Raw genomic sequence first — 18,804 nt, 5'->3', positions numbered from 1 at the left:
ATAAAGGGAGCGGTGAAAAGTGAGCATACCAAAGCTTCAGGTTCAGTTAACGCCAGGGAAAATTGGGATAACGATTCAAAAACCCGAACAAATAATTAAACAGTATAAAGCTGAGCAGTCGATTCAACAGCCGAAAGCGAAAATAAACATCCAACAAAACAAGGGAAAGCTTACAATCGATCAGACGAAAGCCTGGCACAACCTCGATTTAAAAAATGCGATTGTTCGAACAGAAGAGCTTGTCGGGATAGCGAAGAATAAATGGATGGAGGGGCTTGCCCGCGTTTCCCGTGAAGGAGATGAACTGATGCGGATTGAAAATGGGGGGAACCCGATAGCTGCGCAAGCGGAGCGTAATGGAGGGTTTGGCTTTACCTATCAATCAGGCGGAAGACCTACCCGTGATCTCGTCGATATCCAATACCAGCCCGGGGATACGCAAATTGATATTCAACCCCATGAACCGGTGATCGATACGAAGAAACACGCTCCTGAACATCACTACCGACCGGGGAACGTTGATTTGAAAATGGAACTAATGCCAGATTTGAAGATTGATTGGAAGGTGTAATCATGAAGATTGAAACGAAATATTTTGGGGAAATGGAAGTAGAAGAGAAGGATTGTATTGATTTTCCGACCGGACTCCCGGGGTTTGAGAGCTATCATTCTTTTGTTCTCTTGCCTGTAGATAAATTAGGTACATATTATGCGTTACAGTCTGTTGAGGAAGCAGGTCTTTCACTCATCGTCACGAACCCTTATCTTTTTTATAAAGATTATGAGTTTGACATTGATGAAGAAGACTTGAAATTTGAGCATCCAGAAGATATAGCCGTTTATAATGTCGTAACATTAAGAGATCCTTTTGAGGATTCTACTTTGAACCTGCAGGGTCCGATTGTTTTGAATACGGCTCAAGGTATAGCGAATCAGTTGATTTTAAATCACCCAGACTATCAAACAAAGCATCCACTCATCCAGCCTGTGAAAGGCGGTGAATCTTATGCTCGTTCTTAACCGAAAAGAAGGAGAGACCGTAAGAGTAGGAGATGACATCACCATAACTGTTGTAGGGGTAGAAGGTGGACAAGTGAAACTCGGAATTGAAGCACCGAAAAATGTGGGAATTCACAGGCAGGAAGTGTATGTAGCGATAGAAAAAGAAAATGCGGAAGCGGCACAAGTGAACGAGGAATTGCTTCACCTATTAAAAAATACATAAAAAGGTTAAAAACATTGGGAAGTCGGTCGATATAAGTAATGTAAAACATTACATAAGTCGGCCGGCTTTGTTTTGTCATTAGAGGATTCCACAAGGATGTGGGGTCACTGATTCAAGGAGGAATTTTTAAATGAGAATTAATCACAATATTGCAGCACTTAACACGCACCGTCAACTAGGTCAAGCGAACCAAGCGAACCAGAATACAATGGAAAAACTTTCTTCAGGACTCCGTATTAACAATGCTTCGGATGACGCGGCAGGTCTTGCGATTTCTGAGAAAATGCGTGGTCAGATTCGTGGACTTGAGCAAGCACAAACAAATGCTCAGGATGGTATTTCTATGATTCAAACGGCTGAAGGGGCTTTGAATGAGACACACGATATTCTTCAACGTATGCGTGAACTAGCAGTACAATCCTCGAATGATACGAATACTGATACAGACCGTGCAGAACTTCAAAAAGAAGTTGACCAATTATCCCAAGAACTTTCTCGTATTGGTGATAATACAGAATTCAACACGCAAAACCTTTTAGATGGTTCTTTTGAAGGTACCTTCCAAATTGGTGCCAACGAAGGGCAAAACCTTTCTCTTGAAGTTAATGATATGCGTGGCTTTAAACTTGGAATGGCAGGAGATGCACAGGTTGAAATTACGGATAATGGTACTAATAGCTTATCTTCAGGAACATTCAATGTTCAAGGGAATGATACAGATGGTTACGAGTTAGTAGACACAGATGGTGAAGTAGTAGCTAAATCTAGTGATGGAGGGAAAACTTTTATAGATCCAACTGACGATACTACTGTTGTATCTTTTGATGCTCCTGTTACGTCTGGAACAGTGAAATCTGATAGCTCCACTGCAACTACAATTACTTCTTTAGAGAATAAAGGTCTAGAAGCTGGGAATTATAATGTATCTGGTAATACAACTGATGGTTTTGAATTGTCTGATTCAAATGGAAATGTTGTAGGTACATCTGATGATGGAATTTCATTTAAAAACTCTGATAGTGAAGAGGTTCTTGCTACTACTGCTACGGTTCTTGGAGATGGTGCTTCAGTTGCAGTTGGCGGCATTGATATTTCTAATCAAGAAGCATCGGATGAAGCTGTAACAAAAATTAACGATGCGATAGAATCCGTATCTGCTGAACGTTCTAAAATGGGTGCATATCAAAATCGTTTAGAACACACAATTAACAACCTTGGTACATCATCTGAAAACCTTACTGCTGCAGAATCTCGTATCCGTGACGTGGATATGGCGAAGGAAATGATGAACCAAATGAAACAAAGTATTCTTTCTCAAGCTTCTCAAGCAATGCTTGCAAAAGCGAATCAACAGCCACAAGGAGTACTTCAACTTTTACGTTAATAAAGTTACAAAGGCCCTCAAATTTGAGGGTCTTTTTCTATATCTAGATATAACGTTGCGAATTATTTGATAGCTGTGCCTTTTAGAGTTTTTTCTAACTTAATCCAGGCAATAAAGTTAGGGATGAGGATTTATAGAACTTACCAGAATTAGAGGTCGCTCATTATAAATAATAAGATATGTAATTTGTTTGGTTTAATAATTATCCCATTTAACCGATATAAAAGAAAACTACATACAGATAAGGAGTTGTTGAAGGTATAGGTAGGAAATCGAATAACCGAATCGCAACTTCTCAAGAGGAATGTTTTATAACTTCATGTTCGTTAACTGGCCAGAAGAATGAAACATTGAAAAGTACTCTGTAACGGTTGTAAACAATGAGAAAGAGGAAGTAGCGTAGGGAGACTCCTCCGAAGAAGATTGCTAGATATGTGGGCATCGATTGTCGAGAGACTTAGATATATTGTTGATGAAAAAATATAAGTGGGTGATATAGTGAGTGATATGAGGATCGGTGGGCTCGCTTCTGGTATAAATACAGACCAAATTATTAAGGATTTGATGAATGCAGAAAAGCAGCCGCTTAATAAAATGGAGCAGGAGCGTGAATGGCTTACATATAAAAGAGATGCTTATCGTGATGTGAATAAAAAACTTTCAGAATTGGATACGATGACTTTTGACATGAAACTAAATCGTTCTTATAACTCCAAAGAAGTGCGCTCTTCTGATTCAGCCGTATCTGCGACAGCCGTGTCTAATGCAGAGGAAGGTAGTTACAAGATGGAAGTGTTAGAACTAGCTGAGGCTGCTTACAATTACAGTGAAAATGGCATTAGCAATGGTGAGTTCGATCCAGATGATACATTAGAGAATCAGCAAGGTAATCTTATCAATGGAATTAGTCTTGATGATACTTTTTCCATCACGACCTATGGTGAAGGAGGAGAAGAAACAACAGTCTCTTTCAATGTGACTGGTGAAAAATCTCTTCATGATATTCTGGATGAGATTAGTGACTCTGAGTTAGGAGTCCGTGCTTTCTATGATAAAGGGGCAGATAAAGTGATGCTCGAGCGTACGGAAACAGGTGATTTTAATACAGATGAGAGTAATTTTCTCGGAGCGGAGATCGGTTTCAATGGCACGTCAGCCTCTTTCTTAGCTGATACACTCGATATCAAAAATGGTAAGAATAACGGAACTGGGTGGGAATTGAATGAAAGGGGTGGGACTGACGCCCGTTTCACTTATAACAATTCATTCGAGATGACTTCCCATACAAATGACTATTCACTGAATGGTATGAATTTCACGTTCAATAAAGTCGGTACTTCTACTGTCAGCGTTTCTAACAATGTGGATGATTCCTTCGAAAAAGTGATGAACTTTGTTGAAAAATACAATGAAATCATCGACGATTTGAATGGGAAAACGGAAGAGAAACGCTACCGTGACTTCTCACCTTTGACTGCTGAACAGAAAAAGGAAATGGAAAAGGAAGAAATCGAGCTTTGGGAAGAAAAGTCTAAAAGCGGAATGCTTAAAGGGGATTCAGTTGTTAGTGGTGTATTGAGCAGCATGCGTCAAAATTGGTATGCACCTGTGGAGACAGATGGGGAATATAGTATGGCCTCCCAAATCGGCATTACAACCACATCCAATTATCGTGAAGGCGGAAAGTTGGAAGTGGATGAAGATCAACTGCGTTCAGCATTGAGGGATAGCCCTGATTCTGTGGCCAAGCTTTTTTCTGGCACGGACACTAATCCAGGTATAGCTCGCCGTCTGGAAACATCAATAGAAGAAGCGACTAAGTTTATCGAACGGAAAGCAGGAAAGCCGACCAGTTTAGATAATAACTTCATGTTGGGCCGACAAATTAAAAGTATTAATGATGACATGAGTTCCTTTCAAGATCGTTTGACAGCTATTGAAAATCGCTACTGGCGTGAATTCGGTGCTATGGAAAAAGCGATACAAAAAATGAACTCACAATCCGCTTATTTGATGCAAAACTTCGGCGGAGGAATGTAATAGTAAAAAGGAGTGCAGGATAGATGTCCATCCAAGCCTATCAAAATAACTCAGTAGAGACAGCGTCACCTGGCGAGTTGACCTTAATGCTTTATAATGGGTGTATCAAGTTCATCAAGGTGGCCGGAAAAGCGATGGAGAATAATGAGATTGAGAAAAAGAATACCCATATCCAAAAAGCGCAGAAGATCATTCAGGAGCTAATGGTGACAATGGATCAGCAATATTCCTTAACACAGGAAATTATGCCATTATATGATTATATGAATCGCCGTTTGATGGAGGCCAATACGAAGAACGACAACGAAATTTTGGATGAGGTTCTGGGACTAGTGGAAGAGTTTCGTAATACCTGGAAACAAGTGATCTTGGAAGCACGGAAAGCTCAATATGGTCAAGGTGGCAACGCCTGATGGGGGCGTGGCAGGAATTTTTAAGGATAACCGCAGCACTTGACGAAGTGGTTCATCAATCGGTGTCCGATCATAATCGAGCCAGTGTCATTGAAAATATTGACAAATTGTTGGAAACCCGTGCAAACCTCCTGCCGAAGTTAAAAACCCCTTCTAAAGAAGAAGAGACGCTCGTAAAAGAAGTTAAGCAGCGGGATTTGAAAATAAACCAAAAGCTTGAACTTCTTTTTGATAGGTTAAAACGGGACATGCGCAATAACAAAAAACAGAAATCCAGTAAACAGCGCTATGTAAATCCTTATCAGAGTGTTTCTAGTTACGACGGCATCTATGTAGACCATAAAAAATAGGGGAGGTGATTTTTTGGCAGAACTTACAGTAGAACAGCACACTATGTTAGAGCAGTATGATCAGTTGTTAGGTACCCTTAGTGATGGCCTGGAATACTTGGAGAACAACATTACGGAAGAGGATCCTCCTCAGATACAGCGGGCTTTCCAGGATGTACTTCTAGGGTTGGAACAAGTGAGCCGCAGTCATGATCAGATGACAGTGTTATTTGAGGAACTTCAACCGCTCATCCTTGATTTTCATCAAGTGATTCAATTGCTTCAAGACTGGTTTAAGCTTGGAACAAATGAAGAAAAACGTCAGCTGTTGGTTGAAAAGGTGGTCCCTTCATATGAAGAATGGCGGACACGTATGCAGGCGTTCGTAAAACCGTACATTGCTCATTAAAGGAAAAGCGTCTACATGAGGTAGGCGTTTTTTTGAGTTTGGTTAGAAAAACTTCTGGACGGGACAGAGGATGGTGGGGTTGGACCAAGGTCCGCTTTCTTCGATAGAACGTCTTCCATATGGCTCGATTCTACTTATTTATGTCCGAAGGGATTGGTTCATTGATAGTCTTTTTTTCGATTTGGTAGAAGGAAGTTATAGTTTGCTTAATAGTTTTGAACTGGTCGAGGGTGAATCGATACGCAGAATACTCTACGACTAATTCGGAATCCAAAAGTGGAATCCTGCCGAAAATAGAGGTGTTCTGTCCAATCAAGAGATCATTAGCCTGAAAATGGGCATTTTTTCACGATGAAAAGCACTCAGTAAAATTTGTCATCTCCTTCGATGATCTGTCCCAATCGGCTCTAATATCGACATAAACCTATCATAATCTTCCCTCCATATCCCTTCTCATCCCAATAATTCATCACTTCCCAACAATTACCGACGCGAATTAGACGAAATATTTCGAAAGTTTATGCAGGAATGGGCGGGGGTATGGTAGAATATATATCACATAAGGATGAAAGGAGGACACTTCTAATGCTACAATACAATATTCGTGGTGAAAACTTGGAAGTGACGGATTCTATTAAAGAATATGTGGAGAAAAAGGTGAGCAAGCTTGAACGCTACTTTGATACTCCCCCGTCTTCTGAGGTACACGTTAATTTAAGTGTCTATAATGATGAGCAGACGATCGAGGTCACAATCCCGATGAAAAATCTACTTCTTCGTGCTGAAGAACACCATACAGATTTATACGCTGCCATCGACCTTGTGGTAGATAAATTGGAACGACAAATTCGCAAGCATAAAACGAAAGTGAATCGTAAGTTCCGCCAAGAGGGTGCTCCGAAATACGTCTTTGCCGAGCTTGAACGCGAGGCGCAGCAACAACAAACACAAACAATCGATGATGAATTTGATGTGGAAATCGTAAAAACGAAGCGTTTTGACTTGAAACCGATGGATAGTGAAGAAGCAGCATTGCAAATGGATATGCTTGGCCACAACTTTTTCGTCTTTACAAATGCAAATACGGATGAAACGAACATTGTTTATAAACGTCGTGACGGCCGTTACGGTTTGATCGAAACTTAATAGGTTGATAGATGAACACCCCTGCTTTGGCAGGGGTGTTTTTGCAATGGAAAAGATTTAAAATCAATGTTCTGCCCTAATGGTGCCTCTGTTTTTCATGTTTCCTTTACAAAAAAACAAATTTTCCACCATTCCAGCTATCCAAAAAGCGTTTTTCTTCATTGGCTTACGGCAGAGTTTTGGAGTATAAAGAATGTATCAGGAGGTGGATCTATGAAATGTAAAGAATGCCCATACATAATTGAGCGATTAAAACAGCAGGAAGAAACGATTGCTCAGCTTGTTGATATTATCGGTTCCACTAACCGGCGGCTGATGGAACTTGACCAGCGGCAGCCTGGTGTGGAGCATCAGGTGATCCGTGAACGCTCCTCTCTTTTTATTCCCTCTAAATAAATTCCTGCACGGGGCCCTCAGCCCTATGCGCTTTATTGTCAGTCTGCTTCTCTTAGTGTTATGATAATAAATGGATTACACTATTCAACCGAAGATCGGAAATCAATAGAGGAGCGGTTGCAATGCTTGGTACTTTAAAGAAGATTTTTGGCGATGGTAATACACGTCAATTAAAGCGATTAGAAAAAATCGCAGATGAAATCGAAGCGATGGAATCGCAAATCGAGAAATTATCTGATGATGAATTAAAAAATAAGACAGAAGAATTTAAAGAACGCTATCAAAATGGCGAAAAATTAGATGATATGCTAGTAGAAGCGTTCGCGGTCGTCCGTGAAGGTTCTAAACGTGTTCTTGAGATGCGTCCGTTCAAAGTGCAGCTTCTTGGCGCGATCGCCCTGCATGAAGGGAATATTGCCGAGATGAAAACAGGTGAAGGGAAAACCCTTGCCTCCACAATGCCTGCCTATTTAAATGCAATAACGGGAAAAGGAGTTCACATCATCACAGTCAACGACTATTTGGCGAGTCGTGACGCCACGGAGATGGGCGAACTCTTTCAATTCTTAGGACTGACGGTTGGCTTGAACTCCAATGGAATGTCCAAAGATGAAAAACGGGAAGCGTATGAAGCAGACATCACGTATGGGACGAACAACGAATTTGGATTCGATTACCTGCGTGACAACATGGTGCTTTATAAAGAACAAATGGTACAGCGTCCACTTCACTTTGCAATCATTGATGAGGTCGACTCGATTTTAATAGATGAAGCACGTACCCCATTGATCATCAGTGGGTCTGCATCAAAATCACCTGATCTCTATCGAGGTGCCAACTCTTTCGTCCGCCTGCTTGCGAATGAAGAGGATTATACGTATGACGAAAAAACTAAAAATGTCCAGTTGACTGAAGAAGGCATTAACAAAGCGGAACGCTTTTTCAAAATTGAGAACTTATTCGATCTTTCTAATGTATCCTTGATTCACCACATTAACCAGGCGCTTAAAGCGCACACATCAATGCAGAAGGATACGGACTATGTTGTGGAAGACGGAGAAGTTGTGATCGTTGACCAGTTTACAGGTCGTTTGATGAAAGGCCGTCGTTATAGTGATGGCTTACACCAGGCGATTGAGGCAAAAGAGGGGCTTGAGATTCAAAATGAGAGTCAGACACTTGCTTCTATTACATTCCAGAACCTTTTCCGTATGTATGATAAGCTTTCCGGGATGACTGGTACAGCGAAGACAGAGGAAGAGGAATTCCTTAATATCTATAACATGCGCGTGATTGTCATCCCGACGAACCGTGACATTGTCCGTGATGATAAGCCAGACCTTGTCTACAAGACGATGGATGGTAAATTCAGGGCTGTTGTCGAAGATATTAAGGAACGTCACGAAAAAGGCCAGCCGGTCCTTGTCGGTACAGTGGCGGTTGAAACATCTGAAATTATTTCCCGTTACTTGACTAAAGCCGGTGTTCCACATAATGTACTCAACGCGAAGAATCATTTCCGTGAAGCAGAAATCATTGAAAATGCTGGCCAAAAAGGCGCGGTGACGATCGCAACAAACATGGCCGGTCGTGGAACAGACATTAAACTTGGTGATGGGGTCCGAGAAGTTGGCGGCCTGGCAGTTATCGGAACAGAGCGTCATGAATCCCGTCGGATCGATAACCAGCTTCGTGGTCGTGCTGGTCGTCAAGGGGACCCAGGTATGTCTCAGTTTTATTTGGCGACAGATGATGAACTGATGCGCCGTTTTGCGTCAGATAACATCCGCAGCATGATGGACCGTCTCGGGATGGATGACTCTCAGCCGATTGAAAGTAAAATGATTTCCCGTGCTGTGGAATCAGCCCAAAAACGTGTGGAAGGAAACAACTTCGATGCGCGTAAGACGATCCTTTCTTACGACGACGTCCTGCGTCAGCAGCGTGAGGTCATTTATACGCAGCGTTATGAAGTACTGACATCTGAGAACTTACGTGAAATCATTGAACAGATGATCGAACGTACCGTATCACAAACGGTCGCCACTCATACGAGTGATGAGGAAGAGGAAAACTGGGAACTTGAGAGCCTTGTAGAATACTTGCGGGCGAACTTGCTGCCAGAAGGCGATGTAACTACTGCCGACTTGAAAGGAAAGGATCCTCAGGAAATGGAGGAGCTAATCCTTGAAAAAGTGAAGCAGCGGTATGATGAAAAAGAGGAAGAGCTTTCTCCAGAACAGATGCGCGAGTTCGAAAAAGTGATTTTGCTGCGTACGGTCGATCAGAAGTGGATGGACCATATTGATCAGATGGACCAACTGCGTCAGGGTATTCACTTGCGCGCTTATGGTCAGAACGATCCGCTTCGTGAATATAATTTTGAAGGCTTCCGTATGTTTGAACAGATGGTTGCTAATATTGATGAAGAGGTCTCCCGCTATGTTATGAAGGCCCAAATCCGCAACAACCTGCAGCGTGAGGAAGTTGCTCAGGGAGCCAAAGCCGTGTCAGGCGGTAGCGAGAATAAAGAACCGAAGAAGAAAACCCCTTTCGTGAAAAAGGATAGCGTTGGTCGTAACGATCCATGTCCTTGCGGAAGCGGGAAGAAATATAAAAATTGCCACGGGAAATAAGATGTGGGGACACTCTCTTTTTTAGAGGGTGTCTTCCCTTGTGTTAAGAATGATAGAGGAGTGATCACTATGGATATGGCAGAAATTCGTCATGCATTGGATAATACAGCTAAGCGATTAGCGGACTTCAGGGGGTCTCTTTGACGTCGATCAAAGGAAAACCCGTATCGCAGAACTCGAAGAACAAATGACTGAACCAGGCTTCTGGGATGACCAGAATACCGCGCAAAAGGTTATTGACGAGGTTAATGGGCTAAAAGGGCTTGTTCATACTCTTGAGGAACATGAAGAAACCCATGATAACCTTGAAGTTTCCTATGAACTTGTGAAAGAAGAAGACGATGAGGAATTACGTGAGGATCTCGTTCAGGATGTTCAACAGCTGAAGAAGGACTTGGACCAATTTGAGTTGAACATTTTGTTGAGCGAGCCTTATGACAAAAATAACGCTATCCTTGAACTGCACCCTGGTGCGGGTGGTACAGAGTCCCAGGACTGGGCGAGCATGCTTCTTCGTATGTATACCCGCTGGGCAGAGAAAAAAGGTTTTTCTGTACAGACGATGGACTACTTACCAGGCGATGAAGCCGGTGTGAAGAGTGTGACACTGTTAATCAAAGGTCACAATGCTTATGGCTATTTGAAAGCTGAAAAAGGCGTGCATCGTCTTGTAAGGATCTCCCCATTTGATTCATCCGGCCGTCGTCACACTTCGTTCGTATCGTGTGAAGTGATGCCGGAATTCAATGATGAAATCGAAATCGATATCCGGACAGAAGACTTAAAAATCGATACGTATCGTTCCAGTGGTGCCGGTGGGCAGCACGTCAACACGACAGACTCCGCCGTTCGTATTACCCACTTGCCAACAAACACGGTCGTAACGTGTCAGTCCGAGCGTTCTCAGATTAAAAACCGTGAACAAGCGATGAAAATGTTGAAAGCGAAGCTCTACCAGCTTGAAATTGAGCGTCAGCAGCAACAGCTTGATGACATTCGCGGCGAACAAAAAGAAATCGGCTGGGGAAGTCAGATTCGTTCCTATGTGTTCCACCCTTATTCCATGGTTAAAGACCACCGTACGAATGAAGAGGTCGGAAACACGCAAGGGGTCATGGATGGTGACCTGGATAAATTTATTAACTCTTACCTCCGTTCTAAAATGGACGGATAAGTAGAAAGCCCCTCGCTAATGTGAGGGGCTTTTTACATTTTCTGTTCATACAGGCATATATTTTTGGTACTATGAAACTACATACATAGGAGGAGGCGACTTGAAAATGAAGGTGAAAAAAGCGATTATTCCAGCCGCTGGACTTGGGACGAGATTTTTACCTGCTACCAAAGCGATGCCTAAAGAGATGCTCCCTGTAGTGGATAAACCGACCATCCAATATATTGTGGAAGAGGCTATCCAATCAGGAATTGAAGATATTATTATCGTTACAGGTAAGGGGAAGCGTGCAATTGAGGATCACTTTGATCATGCTTTTGAATTAGAAGATAACCTCTATAAAAAAGGAAAACTTGACCTCTTAGAGGAAGTTCAACAATCAGCAGAAGTAGATATTCATTATATTCGGCAAAAAGAACCCAAAGGGCTCGGACATGCGATCTGGTGCGCGCGTAAGTTTATCGGGGACGAACCTTTTGCAGTACTGCTCGGGGATGATATCGTCCGATCCGATGAACCTTGTCTCAAGCAGCTCATTAACCAATATGAAGAAACAAAATCATCTATAATTGGTGTAAAGCAGGTGCCGAAAGAAGAAACAGATCGTTATGGTATAATTGCACCAAAACACCAGGAAGGCAGACGGTATGAAGTGGAACATTTTATTGAAAAGCCAGCCGTTAATGAGGCGCCTTCCAACTTGGCAATCATTGGCCGGTACGTGTTCACGCCTGAAATTATGGATTTATTAGCGACTCAAGAAACAGGAAGAGGCGGCGAAATACAATTGACCGATGCGATCGAACGTTTGAATACCGAACAGCCAGTATTTGGTTATGAATTTGAAGGTGAACGCTTTGATGTCGGAGATCAAATGGGATTCATTAAAACTACACTTGCGATTGCCATGGAGCGAGAGGAAATGCGGGAAGACGTTCTAGCACTTATGAGAGAAGTAATCGAAAAGCAAAAATCGGTCAATATCTAAGATGGGAAGCGATGAGCCTGAGTGCTTATCGCTTTTTGAATAGAAGTAATCGAAGAACAAAAACTAAGCTTACTTAGATATCGTCCCCTTTACCGAGTTAACACGTTATTTCGCTCTTATTTACAGGCGAGAACCCTAGTGTTATACTCCTTACGGTTTATGGAGAACGATACATAGGGAGAGTCGAACAGCATGATGATGGCCAAAAAATACCGTCGGGAACCGATGCCCCCGGCACTTAGACATACGCTGGATTATGGATTAGTTATCCTTGGGTCTTTTTTTGTAGCCCTTGCGTTTAATTTATTTTTGCTACCGAATAACATTGCCTCCGGAGGAGTCGCCGGTATTAGTACGATTACGAAAGGGGTTTTCGGCTGGGAACCAGGATTAGTTCAATGGTTGTTAAACATCCCATTATTTATCATGGGGGTAGTCATCCTCGGAAAAAACTTCGGTTTGAAGTCTTTTGTAGGAACTGTTACCTTGCCGCTGTTTGTTTTGCTGACGAGTGAAATGGCACCAGCCACTCCAAATCCGCTTCTTGGTGCGATTTTTGGTGGTATGGGCGTCGGGCTTGGGCTTGGAATTGTTTTTAGAGGACGAGCGTCTACAGGCGGGATCGATCTCGCCGCCCAGGTACTTCATAAGTTCACGCATTTGCCGCTCGGCATTAGTGTGGCTCTGTTGGATGGAATGATTGTCCTTACGTCTGCTATTGTTTTTTCTTTAGAGGAAGGTTTATATGCACTTATTGGGCTGTTTGCGACAAGTCGTACGATCGACTTTGTCCAGGTTGGATTGAACACGTCGAAAAACGTGATGATCATTACCGAGGAAGTCGATGAAGTACGAACCGCTATTTTTGACCAAATTGATCGTGGTGTTACCGTCTTGAGTGGTGCTGGCGGCTATACAGACAGAGAGCGTCGTGTCGTTATGTGTGTTGTTCAGCAGAATGAATTCATTAAATTGACACAAACAGTAAAAACGGTTGATCCAGGGGCGTTCGTTGTTGCGATGAACGCCACAGAGGTACTGGGAGAAGGTTTTAAAATGACGTAAGTAGGATATAATATCTCTACATTCTCATCAAATTACGAGAGGGGATACTAAAATGAAAAAACTTATGTTCGCTCTATTTTTAGGGCTGGTCCTTGTCTTAGCTGCCTGTGGTGGCGGTGATGAAGGAGCTAATGATGACAACACGAATGATGAAACGACAGAAGAACAACAAGGCGATGGTTCCGGAGAAGGAACAGACGAAGGAACTTCAGACGCTGGTGAAGGTGATACCGTGGACACTGCAGGGGCAGAAGAAGTTTATCAGAAAAACTGTGCAAGCTGTCATGGCGGGGACCTCGGTGGCGGCATGGGGCCGGCATTGAGTGAAGTAGGGTCTAAATATTCAGCTGAAGAAATCGTTGATATTATTAAAAACGGTAAAGGAGATATGCCTGAACAAGGGCAGGTTTCTGATGAAGATGCCCAGCTTGTAGCCAACTGGTTGTCTAAAAAGGAATAAAACAGGAAAAAGAGCCTGGTGTGGTGCCAGGCTTTTTTTTATGAAAAAGAAATGTAATAATTTCGTGTCTAAATAGATTGAATTTTAATGTTATAATAAAAGTTGTTTGTAAAAGAGAGTAGACATAGGGAATAACAAAATGAGAGATACAGGTGATTTTACATGATTAATATGGAAGGCGTATATAAAACATATCCCAATGGGGTAACAGCATTAAATGGCGTCGACATCCAGATTGACCAGGGCGAATTTGTTTATGTTGTCGGTCCTAGTGGGGCTGGTAAATCCACTTTCACAAAGCTTATTTATCGTGAGGAAAAACCGACAACGGGTACGGTTCTAGTAAATGATATGGATACATCGACAATGAAACAGCGGCGTATCCCAGCGCTCAGGCGTCAAATTGGTGTCGTTTATCAAGATTTTCGTCTATTACCGACGTTATCCGTTTATGAAAACGTAGCCTTTGCGTTAGAAGTGATTGAAGAAAACCCACAAAACATCCGCAGACGGGTGATGGATGTTCTTGACCAAGTTCGTTTGAAAAACAAAGCACGTTTTCTTCCTGACGAACTTTCCGGTGGGGAACAGCAGCGTGTATCGATCGCCCGTGCCATCGTTAACCATCCGAAAGTAGTGATTGCAGATGAGCCGACAGGAAACTTGGACCCAGATACTTCCTGGGAAATCATGCATATTCTTGAAGAGATTAACTCATCAGGTACAACCGTGTTAATGGCGACACACAGCCAGGAAATTGTTAACACAATTCGTAAACGTGTAATTGCCATTGAAGACGGCATGGTTGTTCGTGACCAGGCCCACGGTGAATACGGCTACGAAATGTAATCAAGCAAAGACTGTCTCCATGAGAGGCAGTCTTTTGATTTTTGGCAGTGAAAAGAAAAATGCCACCTGGATTGTGTGGTTGTCCCTGGTATCATGATGACAGCTCTCCCCCTCGGTCCTAACTTCCAAAAAAATGCGGTCAGATTTCAGTTGACATTCTAGCATTTTTGCGTCTAATCCAAATACAGGTAGATAGATATGTAGGGATGTCCTATAATGAAATGGACATGCTATAAAGGTTTGTTGCATAGAGTTAACTCAAGAACATCATTGATTTACGGTGAAGACGCTTTTTTGCTAGTATAAAGGCAACATGAAATCCATTTTAGAAGGGTGAATGCGATGAAAATAAAACCGCACTATGTTGCGCTATTGTTGGCGCTAGCGGTCCTGTTTGGAGCGGCAGGTGCTTACATAGGCATTGAATATTTTGCTGATGGCACGAACAAACAGACACAGTCCGAACAGTATGCAGATAAGGACGCAGAAAACTTTGGAAACTTGTCCGAAGAGGAACAAAAGGCTTTCTTGGAAAGTATGTCTGGAAACACGGATTTGAAAAAAGTCGAGCAGGCTTATAACACCATTAAAGAAAATTATGTAGAAGAAGTGGATAAAAAGAGCCTGGTGGAAGGGGCAATCCAAGGAATGCTGGACACACTGGAAGATCCCTATAGTGTGTACATGGACCCTGAAACGATGGAGCAGTTCAACCAGTCCATTGAATCCTCTTTCCAGGGGATTGGTGCTGAGGTGAGCATGGTCAATGACAAGGTTACGATTGTGGCTCCTATTAAAGGTTCCCCCGCTGAGGAAGCAGGTCTAAAACCGAATGACCAGATTCTGAAGGTTGATGGAGATAGCGTGGAAGGACTTGACCTTTACGAAGCAGTTCTGAAAATCCGTGGGGAAAAAGGAACAGAAGTAACACTCCAAGTCGATCGTCCTGGTGTAAGTGAACCATTGAATATTAATATTACCCGTGACGATATTCCACTGGAGACCGTTTATACAGATACGAAGGAAGTGGATGGGAAAAAAGCTGGCATTATCGAAATCACTTCTTTTTCTGAAAAAACATCAGACGAATTCCACAAAGCGTTAGAGAAACTTGAGAACGATGGAATGGACGGGCTCGTCATTGATGTACGTGGAAACCCTGGCGGCCTGTTCACAGATGTACAGGAAATTTTGAAAGAGTTTATCCCGAAAGACAAACCGATTGTTCAAGTAGAAGATCGAAAAGGTGAGAAAACCCGTTACTTCTCTGAAAACAAAGAGAAAAAGCCGTATCCGATTACAGTTTTGATGGATGAAGGAAGTGCTTCAGCTTCTGAGATTCTTGCTGCAACAATGCAGGAAGCTGGCGGATATGAGCTGGTCGGGACGAAAAGTTTTGGAAAAGGCACTGTCCAGCAGGCACTTCCAATGGGAGATGGCAGTACTATTAAATTGACATTATTCAAATGGTTGACCCCTGATGGCAATTGGATTCATGAAAAAGGGGTCAAGCCGACAGTAGAAGTAAAACAGCCGGAATACTTTTACACGAATCCTGTTGAGGTGGAAGAATCGCTTCAATACAATGATAATCATGAAAAAGTGAAAAACATTCAAATCATGTTAAAAGGCCTCGGACATGATCCAGGCCGTACGGATGGATACTTCAGCAAAGAAACAGAAGAGGCAGTCAAAGCTTTCCAAAGCGATGTTGGTCTTGAAACAACGGGCATTGTTGACGAGAAAACCGGAGGTAAGCTTGAAGAAGCCATCATTTCGGAAGTGAGAGATGAGAAGAATGACAAACAAATGCAAAAAGCGGTTGAGGTCCTGTTCCAATAAGCAGGAATTTGCCGCTGGATGACGAATTGTATCCGTAGTCTGCGACTGCGGATTTTTTCGTGATCGTAGTTGAACAACAAGAGAATCACGACTTGAAAGGAGAATCACGTTGGATGTTTGGTTGACGGAGCTTTTGAAGGGGCTTGGGATGATGTTCACCTTGCCCTTTCTATATATAGCGATAGGGATGTTTTTATTAATATCAAGTAAACGAATAAAAAAAGAACGAGCGACATTCGGTACAACTGTCTTTGATCGATTTTCAGAATGTAAGAGCACGTGGGGAGTGGCTTTGGGTGGAGGAGTAATTCTCTCATTGATCGCGGTTGGCGCTGGTATAGTGATTAGTTACTCGCTTCTTATCTTTATCTCAGCTATCCTACTGCTAGTAAGTGTGAGAGGCAGGTTAAGATGGTACTCTTCTGTTTATACACTGGGAGGGGCCTATCTTCTTTTACTTGTTTTGCCGTATCTCCCTGAGAACTTATCTACATACACCTGGATACAAACCTTGAAGGGCACTCCTTTAACCTTAATTGCCGTATTACTGGCTGTGCTTTTATTCACGGAGTCAATACTTATTTTACGAACATCAACACCTCATACCTTCCCAGAGCGATTAAAAGGCGCCCGTGGGATGTGGGTAGGACAGCATCGATCAAGGAAAATGACCATTGTTCCCTTCTTTGCCCTGCTGCCTGGAGGGGGTATTGAACCCATCACTTCTTGGTGGCCAATGATATCGCTAGGCGGAGAAACGTACGGGTTCATCCTTATTCCTTTTGTGATGGGATGGGAGTGGAAGGTACGGGCGCAATCGCCTGTGCTCGCGGCAAAAATAATAGGAAGGCATACATTCTTTTTATCGTTGATCATCATTGGTTTAGCGATCGGAAGCTTTTTTGTCTACTTTTTATCTTTAGCAGCGGTAATTATCGGTTTGTTAGGCCGCGAAGCTATTTTACTAGTGCATCGAATGCGTGAAAACAAAGCTCCTTTTTTCTCTTCCACGATGAGGGGGATTCGAATTCTAGGAATCATTCCGGGAAGTCCGGCCGATCAAATGGGACTGGTCCCCGGGGAGTTGATTGAACGCGTTAATGCGATTCCTGTAAGCACAGAATTGCAATTCTATGAAGCCTTGCAAAATTCAGGAGCTTTTACAAAAATTGAAGTTCGGGACGAATGGGGAGAAATACGCCATGTTCAACGGGCAATGTATGAAGGAGAGCATTACGAGCTAGGACTTGTCTTCGTTGAACCTCCGGCACGCGAGGCATCTATTGGGCTCTTTTAAGAAAAACAATAAGCGGTACTTCAGCATCTCTGAAAATAAAGGAATAAAGGTTTTTGTTCTTATTACGGCCCGTCACGCATACAATTTTCACAGTTCGGTGATGAAAATGATTCTCAAATTCATTGACAGAGTGGAATCAAGCCCATAAACTAGAAAGTAGAGAAAATAAAAAATTCGTGATTTATTATAAAACTCCAACAGCGATAGATTTCGTGAGACATAAAGGAGAGGTCAGTTTATGGATACACTGTTGGCTAACAATTTAACTCTAGGCTATGGAGATTCCATCATCATAGATTCTTTGGATATTAAAATTCCGAAAGGTGAAGTGACCGTACTCATCGGTGGAAACGGTTGCGGAAAATCGACACTCCTCCGTTCAATGGCTCGTCTCCTGCGCCCGAAATCAGGGGAAGTCGTACTGGATAGTTCCGATATTTCCAAGATGCGTACAAAAGATGTGGCGAAAAAGATGGCGATTCTTCCTCAAAGTCCGACGACTCCTGAAGGTCTCAGTGTCTATCAGCTCGTAAAGCAGGGGCGTTATCCCTATCAAGGCTTTGCTAAGCGCTGGTCTGATGAAGATGAAGCGGCTGTTACGCAGGCACTTGAGGATACAAACTTGATGGAATTGAAGGACCGCACAGTCGATTCTCTATCAGGTGGCCAGCGTCAGCGCGCATGGATTGCTATGACACTTGCTCAGGATACCGATATTTTGCTTTTGGATGAACCGACAACATATTTAGATATGACCCACCAAATTGAAATCCTTGATCTATTGTTTGATTTAAACCAGGATAAAGGTCGTACAGTCGTTATGGTTCTTCACGACATCAACCTCGCTTGCCGTTATGCGGACCATATTATCGCTGTAAAAGATAAAACGGTCTATGCGCAAGGGAAGCCGGAAGATGTTGTCACTTGTGATATGATGCAGCATGTTTTTGAAATGCTTTGCGATGTAAGAGAAGATCCTTTGTTCGGTACGCCTATGTGTATTCCACACGGGAAAGGTCGTTGCTTAATCAAACAGGCACAAGCGGAAGCCCAAGCCCAACAAAAACAAACGGTATAGATAAATGGACATAGATCTTCTAAGGAGCAATACGTGTTGGCGTATTGCTCTTTTGTTATGAGTTTGAAAGAGT

19 protein-coding genes are annotated in these 18,804 nt (G+C 42.7%); all 19 read left to right on the top strand.

Translation table 11 applies throughout. The features are described 5' to 3' along the window. Positions 1-19 precede the first annotated feature (19 nt). The 19 genes from BLW54_RS00665 (at position 20) to BLW54_RS00575 (ending at position 18,731) form a co-directional block, all read left to right on the top strand. Positions 20-571 carry a DUF6470 family protein gene (locus BLW54_RS00665; protein ID WP_035506130.1) on the top strand — a complete coding sequence of 184 codons (552 nt, stop codon included), beginning with the start codon at positions 20-22 and terminating at the stop codon, positions 569-571. Positions 572-573: 2 nt separating this feature from the next. Beyond that, complete coding sequence (fliW, locus tag BLW54_RS00660) at positions 574-1,020, top strand: flagellar assembly protein FliW (protein ID WP_051744008.1); 447 nt, start codon at positions 574-576, stop codon at positions 1,018-1,020. Further along, positions 1,007-1,225, top strand: a complete 219-nt coding sequence (csrA, locus tag BLW54_RS00655; RefSeq protein ID WP_035506129.1) for a carbon storage regulator CsrA — start codon at positions 1,007-1,009, stop codon at positions 1,223-1,225. Before fliW ends, csrA begins: the two co-directional genes overlap by 14 nt. Positions 1,226-1,355: 130 nt before the next feature. Next, complete coding sequence (locus BLW54_RS00650) at positions 1,356-2,609, top strand: flagellin N-terminal helical domain-containing protein (RefSeq protein WP_074732970.1); 1,254 nt, start codon at positions 1,356-1,358, stop codon at positions 2,607-2,609. A 507-nt stretch (positions 2,610-3,116) separates the two neighbouring features. Then, entirely contained in the window at positions 3,117-4,649 is a 1,533-nt protein-coding gene (locus BLW54_RS00645; protein ID WP_074733350.1) for a flagellar hook-associated protein 2, read from the top strand. Positions 4,650-4,672: 23 nt separating this feature from the next. After that, entirely contained in the window at positions 4,673-5,062 is a 390-nt protein-coding gene (fliS, locus tag BLW54_RS00640; protein WP_035506124.1) for a flagellar export chaperone FliS, read from the top strand. Next, complete coding sequence (gene fliT / locus BLW54_RS00635) at positions 5,062-5,412, top strand: flagellar protein FliT (protein ID WP_074732969.1); 351 nt, start codon at positions 5,062-5,064, stop codon at positions 5,410-5,412. Before fliS ends, fliT begins: the two co-directional genes overlap by 1 nt. Positions 5,413-5,425: 13 nt before the next feature. Further along, positions 5,426-5,800: a DUF8042 domain-containing protein gene (locus BLW54_RS00630; RefSeq protein ID WP_035506121.1), complete on the top strand. Its 375-nt coding sequence runs from the start codon at positions 5,426-5,428 to the stop codon at positions 5,798-5,800. 585 nt (positions 5,801-6,385) lie between these two features. Beyond that, positions 6,386-6,946 carry a ribosome hibernation-promoting factor, HPF/YfiA family gene (gene hpf / locus BLW54_RS00625; protein ID WP_035506119.1) on the top strand — a complete coding sequence of 187 codons (561 nt, stop codon included), beginning with the start codon at positions 6,386-6,388 and terminating at the stop codon, positions 6,944-6,946. 213 nt (positions 6,947-7,159) lie between these two features. Beyond that, positions 7,160-7,342, top strand: coding sequence for a hypothetical protein (locus BLW54_RS00620; protein WP_074732968.1), 183 nt, complete (start codon positions 7,160-7,162; stop codon positions 7,340-7,342). A gap of 122 nt (positions 7,343-7,464) precedes the next feature. Next, positions 7,465-9,978 (top strand): preprotein translocase subunit SecA, encoded by a 2,514-nt coding sequence (secA, locus tag BLW54_RS00615; RefSeq protein WP_035506116.1) that lies wholly within the window; start codon positions 7,465-7,467, stop codon positions 9,976-9,978. Between the two features lie 69 nt (positions 9,979-10,047). Then, positions 10,048-11,152, top strand: a protein-coding gene (gene prfB / locus BLW54_RS00610) for a peptide chain release factor 2 (protein ID WP_139254042.1) whose coding sequence is annotated in 2 segments (ribosomal slippage) — positions 10,048-10,119 and positions 10,121-11,152 — 1,104 coding nt in all. Because the reading frame shifts where the segments join, the coding sequence is not laid out codon by codon here. 106 nt (positions 11,153-11,258) lie between these two features. Then, positions 11,259-12,140 (top strand): UTP--glucose-1-phosphate uridylyltransferase GalU, encoded by an 882-nt coding sequence (gene galU / locus BLW54_RS00605; protein WP_074733349.1) that lies wholly within the window; start codon positions 11,259-11,261, stop codon positions 12,138-12,140. 225 nt (positions 12,141-12,365) lie between these two features. Then, on the top strand, positions 12,366-13,205 hold the full coding sequence (locus BLW54_RS00600; RefSeq protein ID WP_139254088.1) for a YitT family protein: 840 nt from the start codon (positions 12,366-12,368) through the stop codon (positions 13,203-13,205). A 52-nt stretch (positions 13,206-13,257) separates the two neighbouring features. Then, positions 13,258-13,665 carry a c-type cytochrome gene (locus BLW54_RS00595; protein ID WP_035506112.1) on the top strand — a complete coding sequence of 136 codons (408 nt, stop codon included), beginning with the start codon at positions 13,258-13,260 and terminating at the stop codon, positions 13,663-13,665. A gap of 162 nt (positions 13,666-13,827) precedes the next feature. Continuing rightward, the gene (gene ftsE / locus BLW54_RS00590; RefSeq protein WP_035506111.1) at positions 13,828-14,514 is read left to right on the top strand and encodes a cell division ATP-binding protein FtsE; all 687 of its coding nucleotides are present in this window, start codon (positions 13,828-13,830) and stop codon (positions 14,512-14,514) included. A 342-nt stretch (positions 14,515-14,856) separates the two neighbouring features. Further along, positions 14,857-16,356 (top strand): S41 family peptidase, encoded by a 1,500-nt coding sequence (locus BLW54_RS00585; protein WP_074732967.1) that lies wholly within the window; start codon positions 14,857-14,859, stop codon positions 16,354-16,356. A gap of 109 nt (positions 16,357-16,465) precedes the next feature. Continuing rightward, positions 16,466-17,653: a PDZ domain-containing protein gene (locus BLW54_RS00580; RefSeq protein ID WP_035506108.1), complete on the top strand. Its 1,188-nt coding sequence runs from the start codon at positions 16,466-16,468 to the stop codon at positions 17,651-17,653. A 238-nt stretch (positions 17,654-17,891) separates the two neighbouring features. Beyond that, positions 17,892-18,731: an ABC transporter ATP-binding protein gene (locus tag BLW54_RS00575; RefSeq protein WP_035506106.1), complete on the top strand. Its 840-nt coding sequence runs from the start codon at positions 17,892-17,894 to the stop codon at positions 18,729-18,731. Positions 18,732-18,804 lie beyond the last annotated feature (73 nt).

The sequence above is a fragment of the Halobacillus karajensis genome (assembly GCF_900108515.1).
Classification (GTDB): Bacteria; Bacillota; Bacilli; order Bacillales; family Halobacillaceae; genus Halobacillus; species Halobacillus karajensis.
The sequence above is the reverse complement of the archived record's forward strand: the minus strand, read 5'-3'. Positions and strand labels throughout refer to the sequence as shown.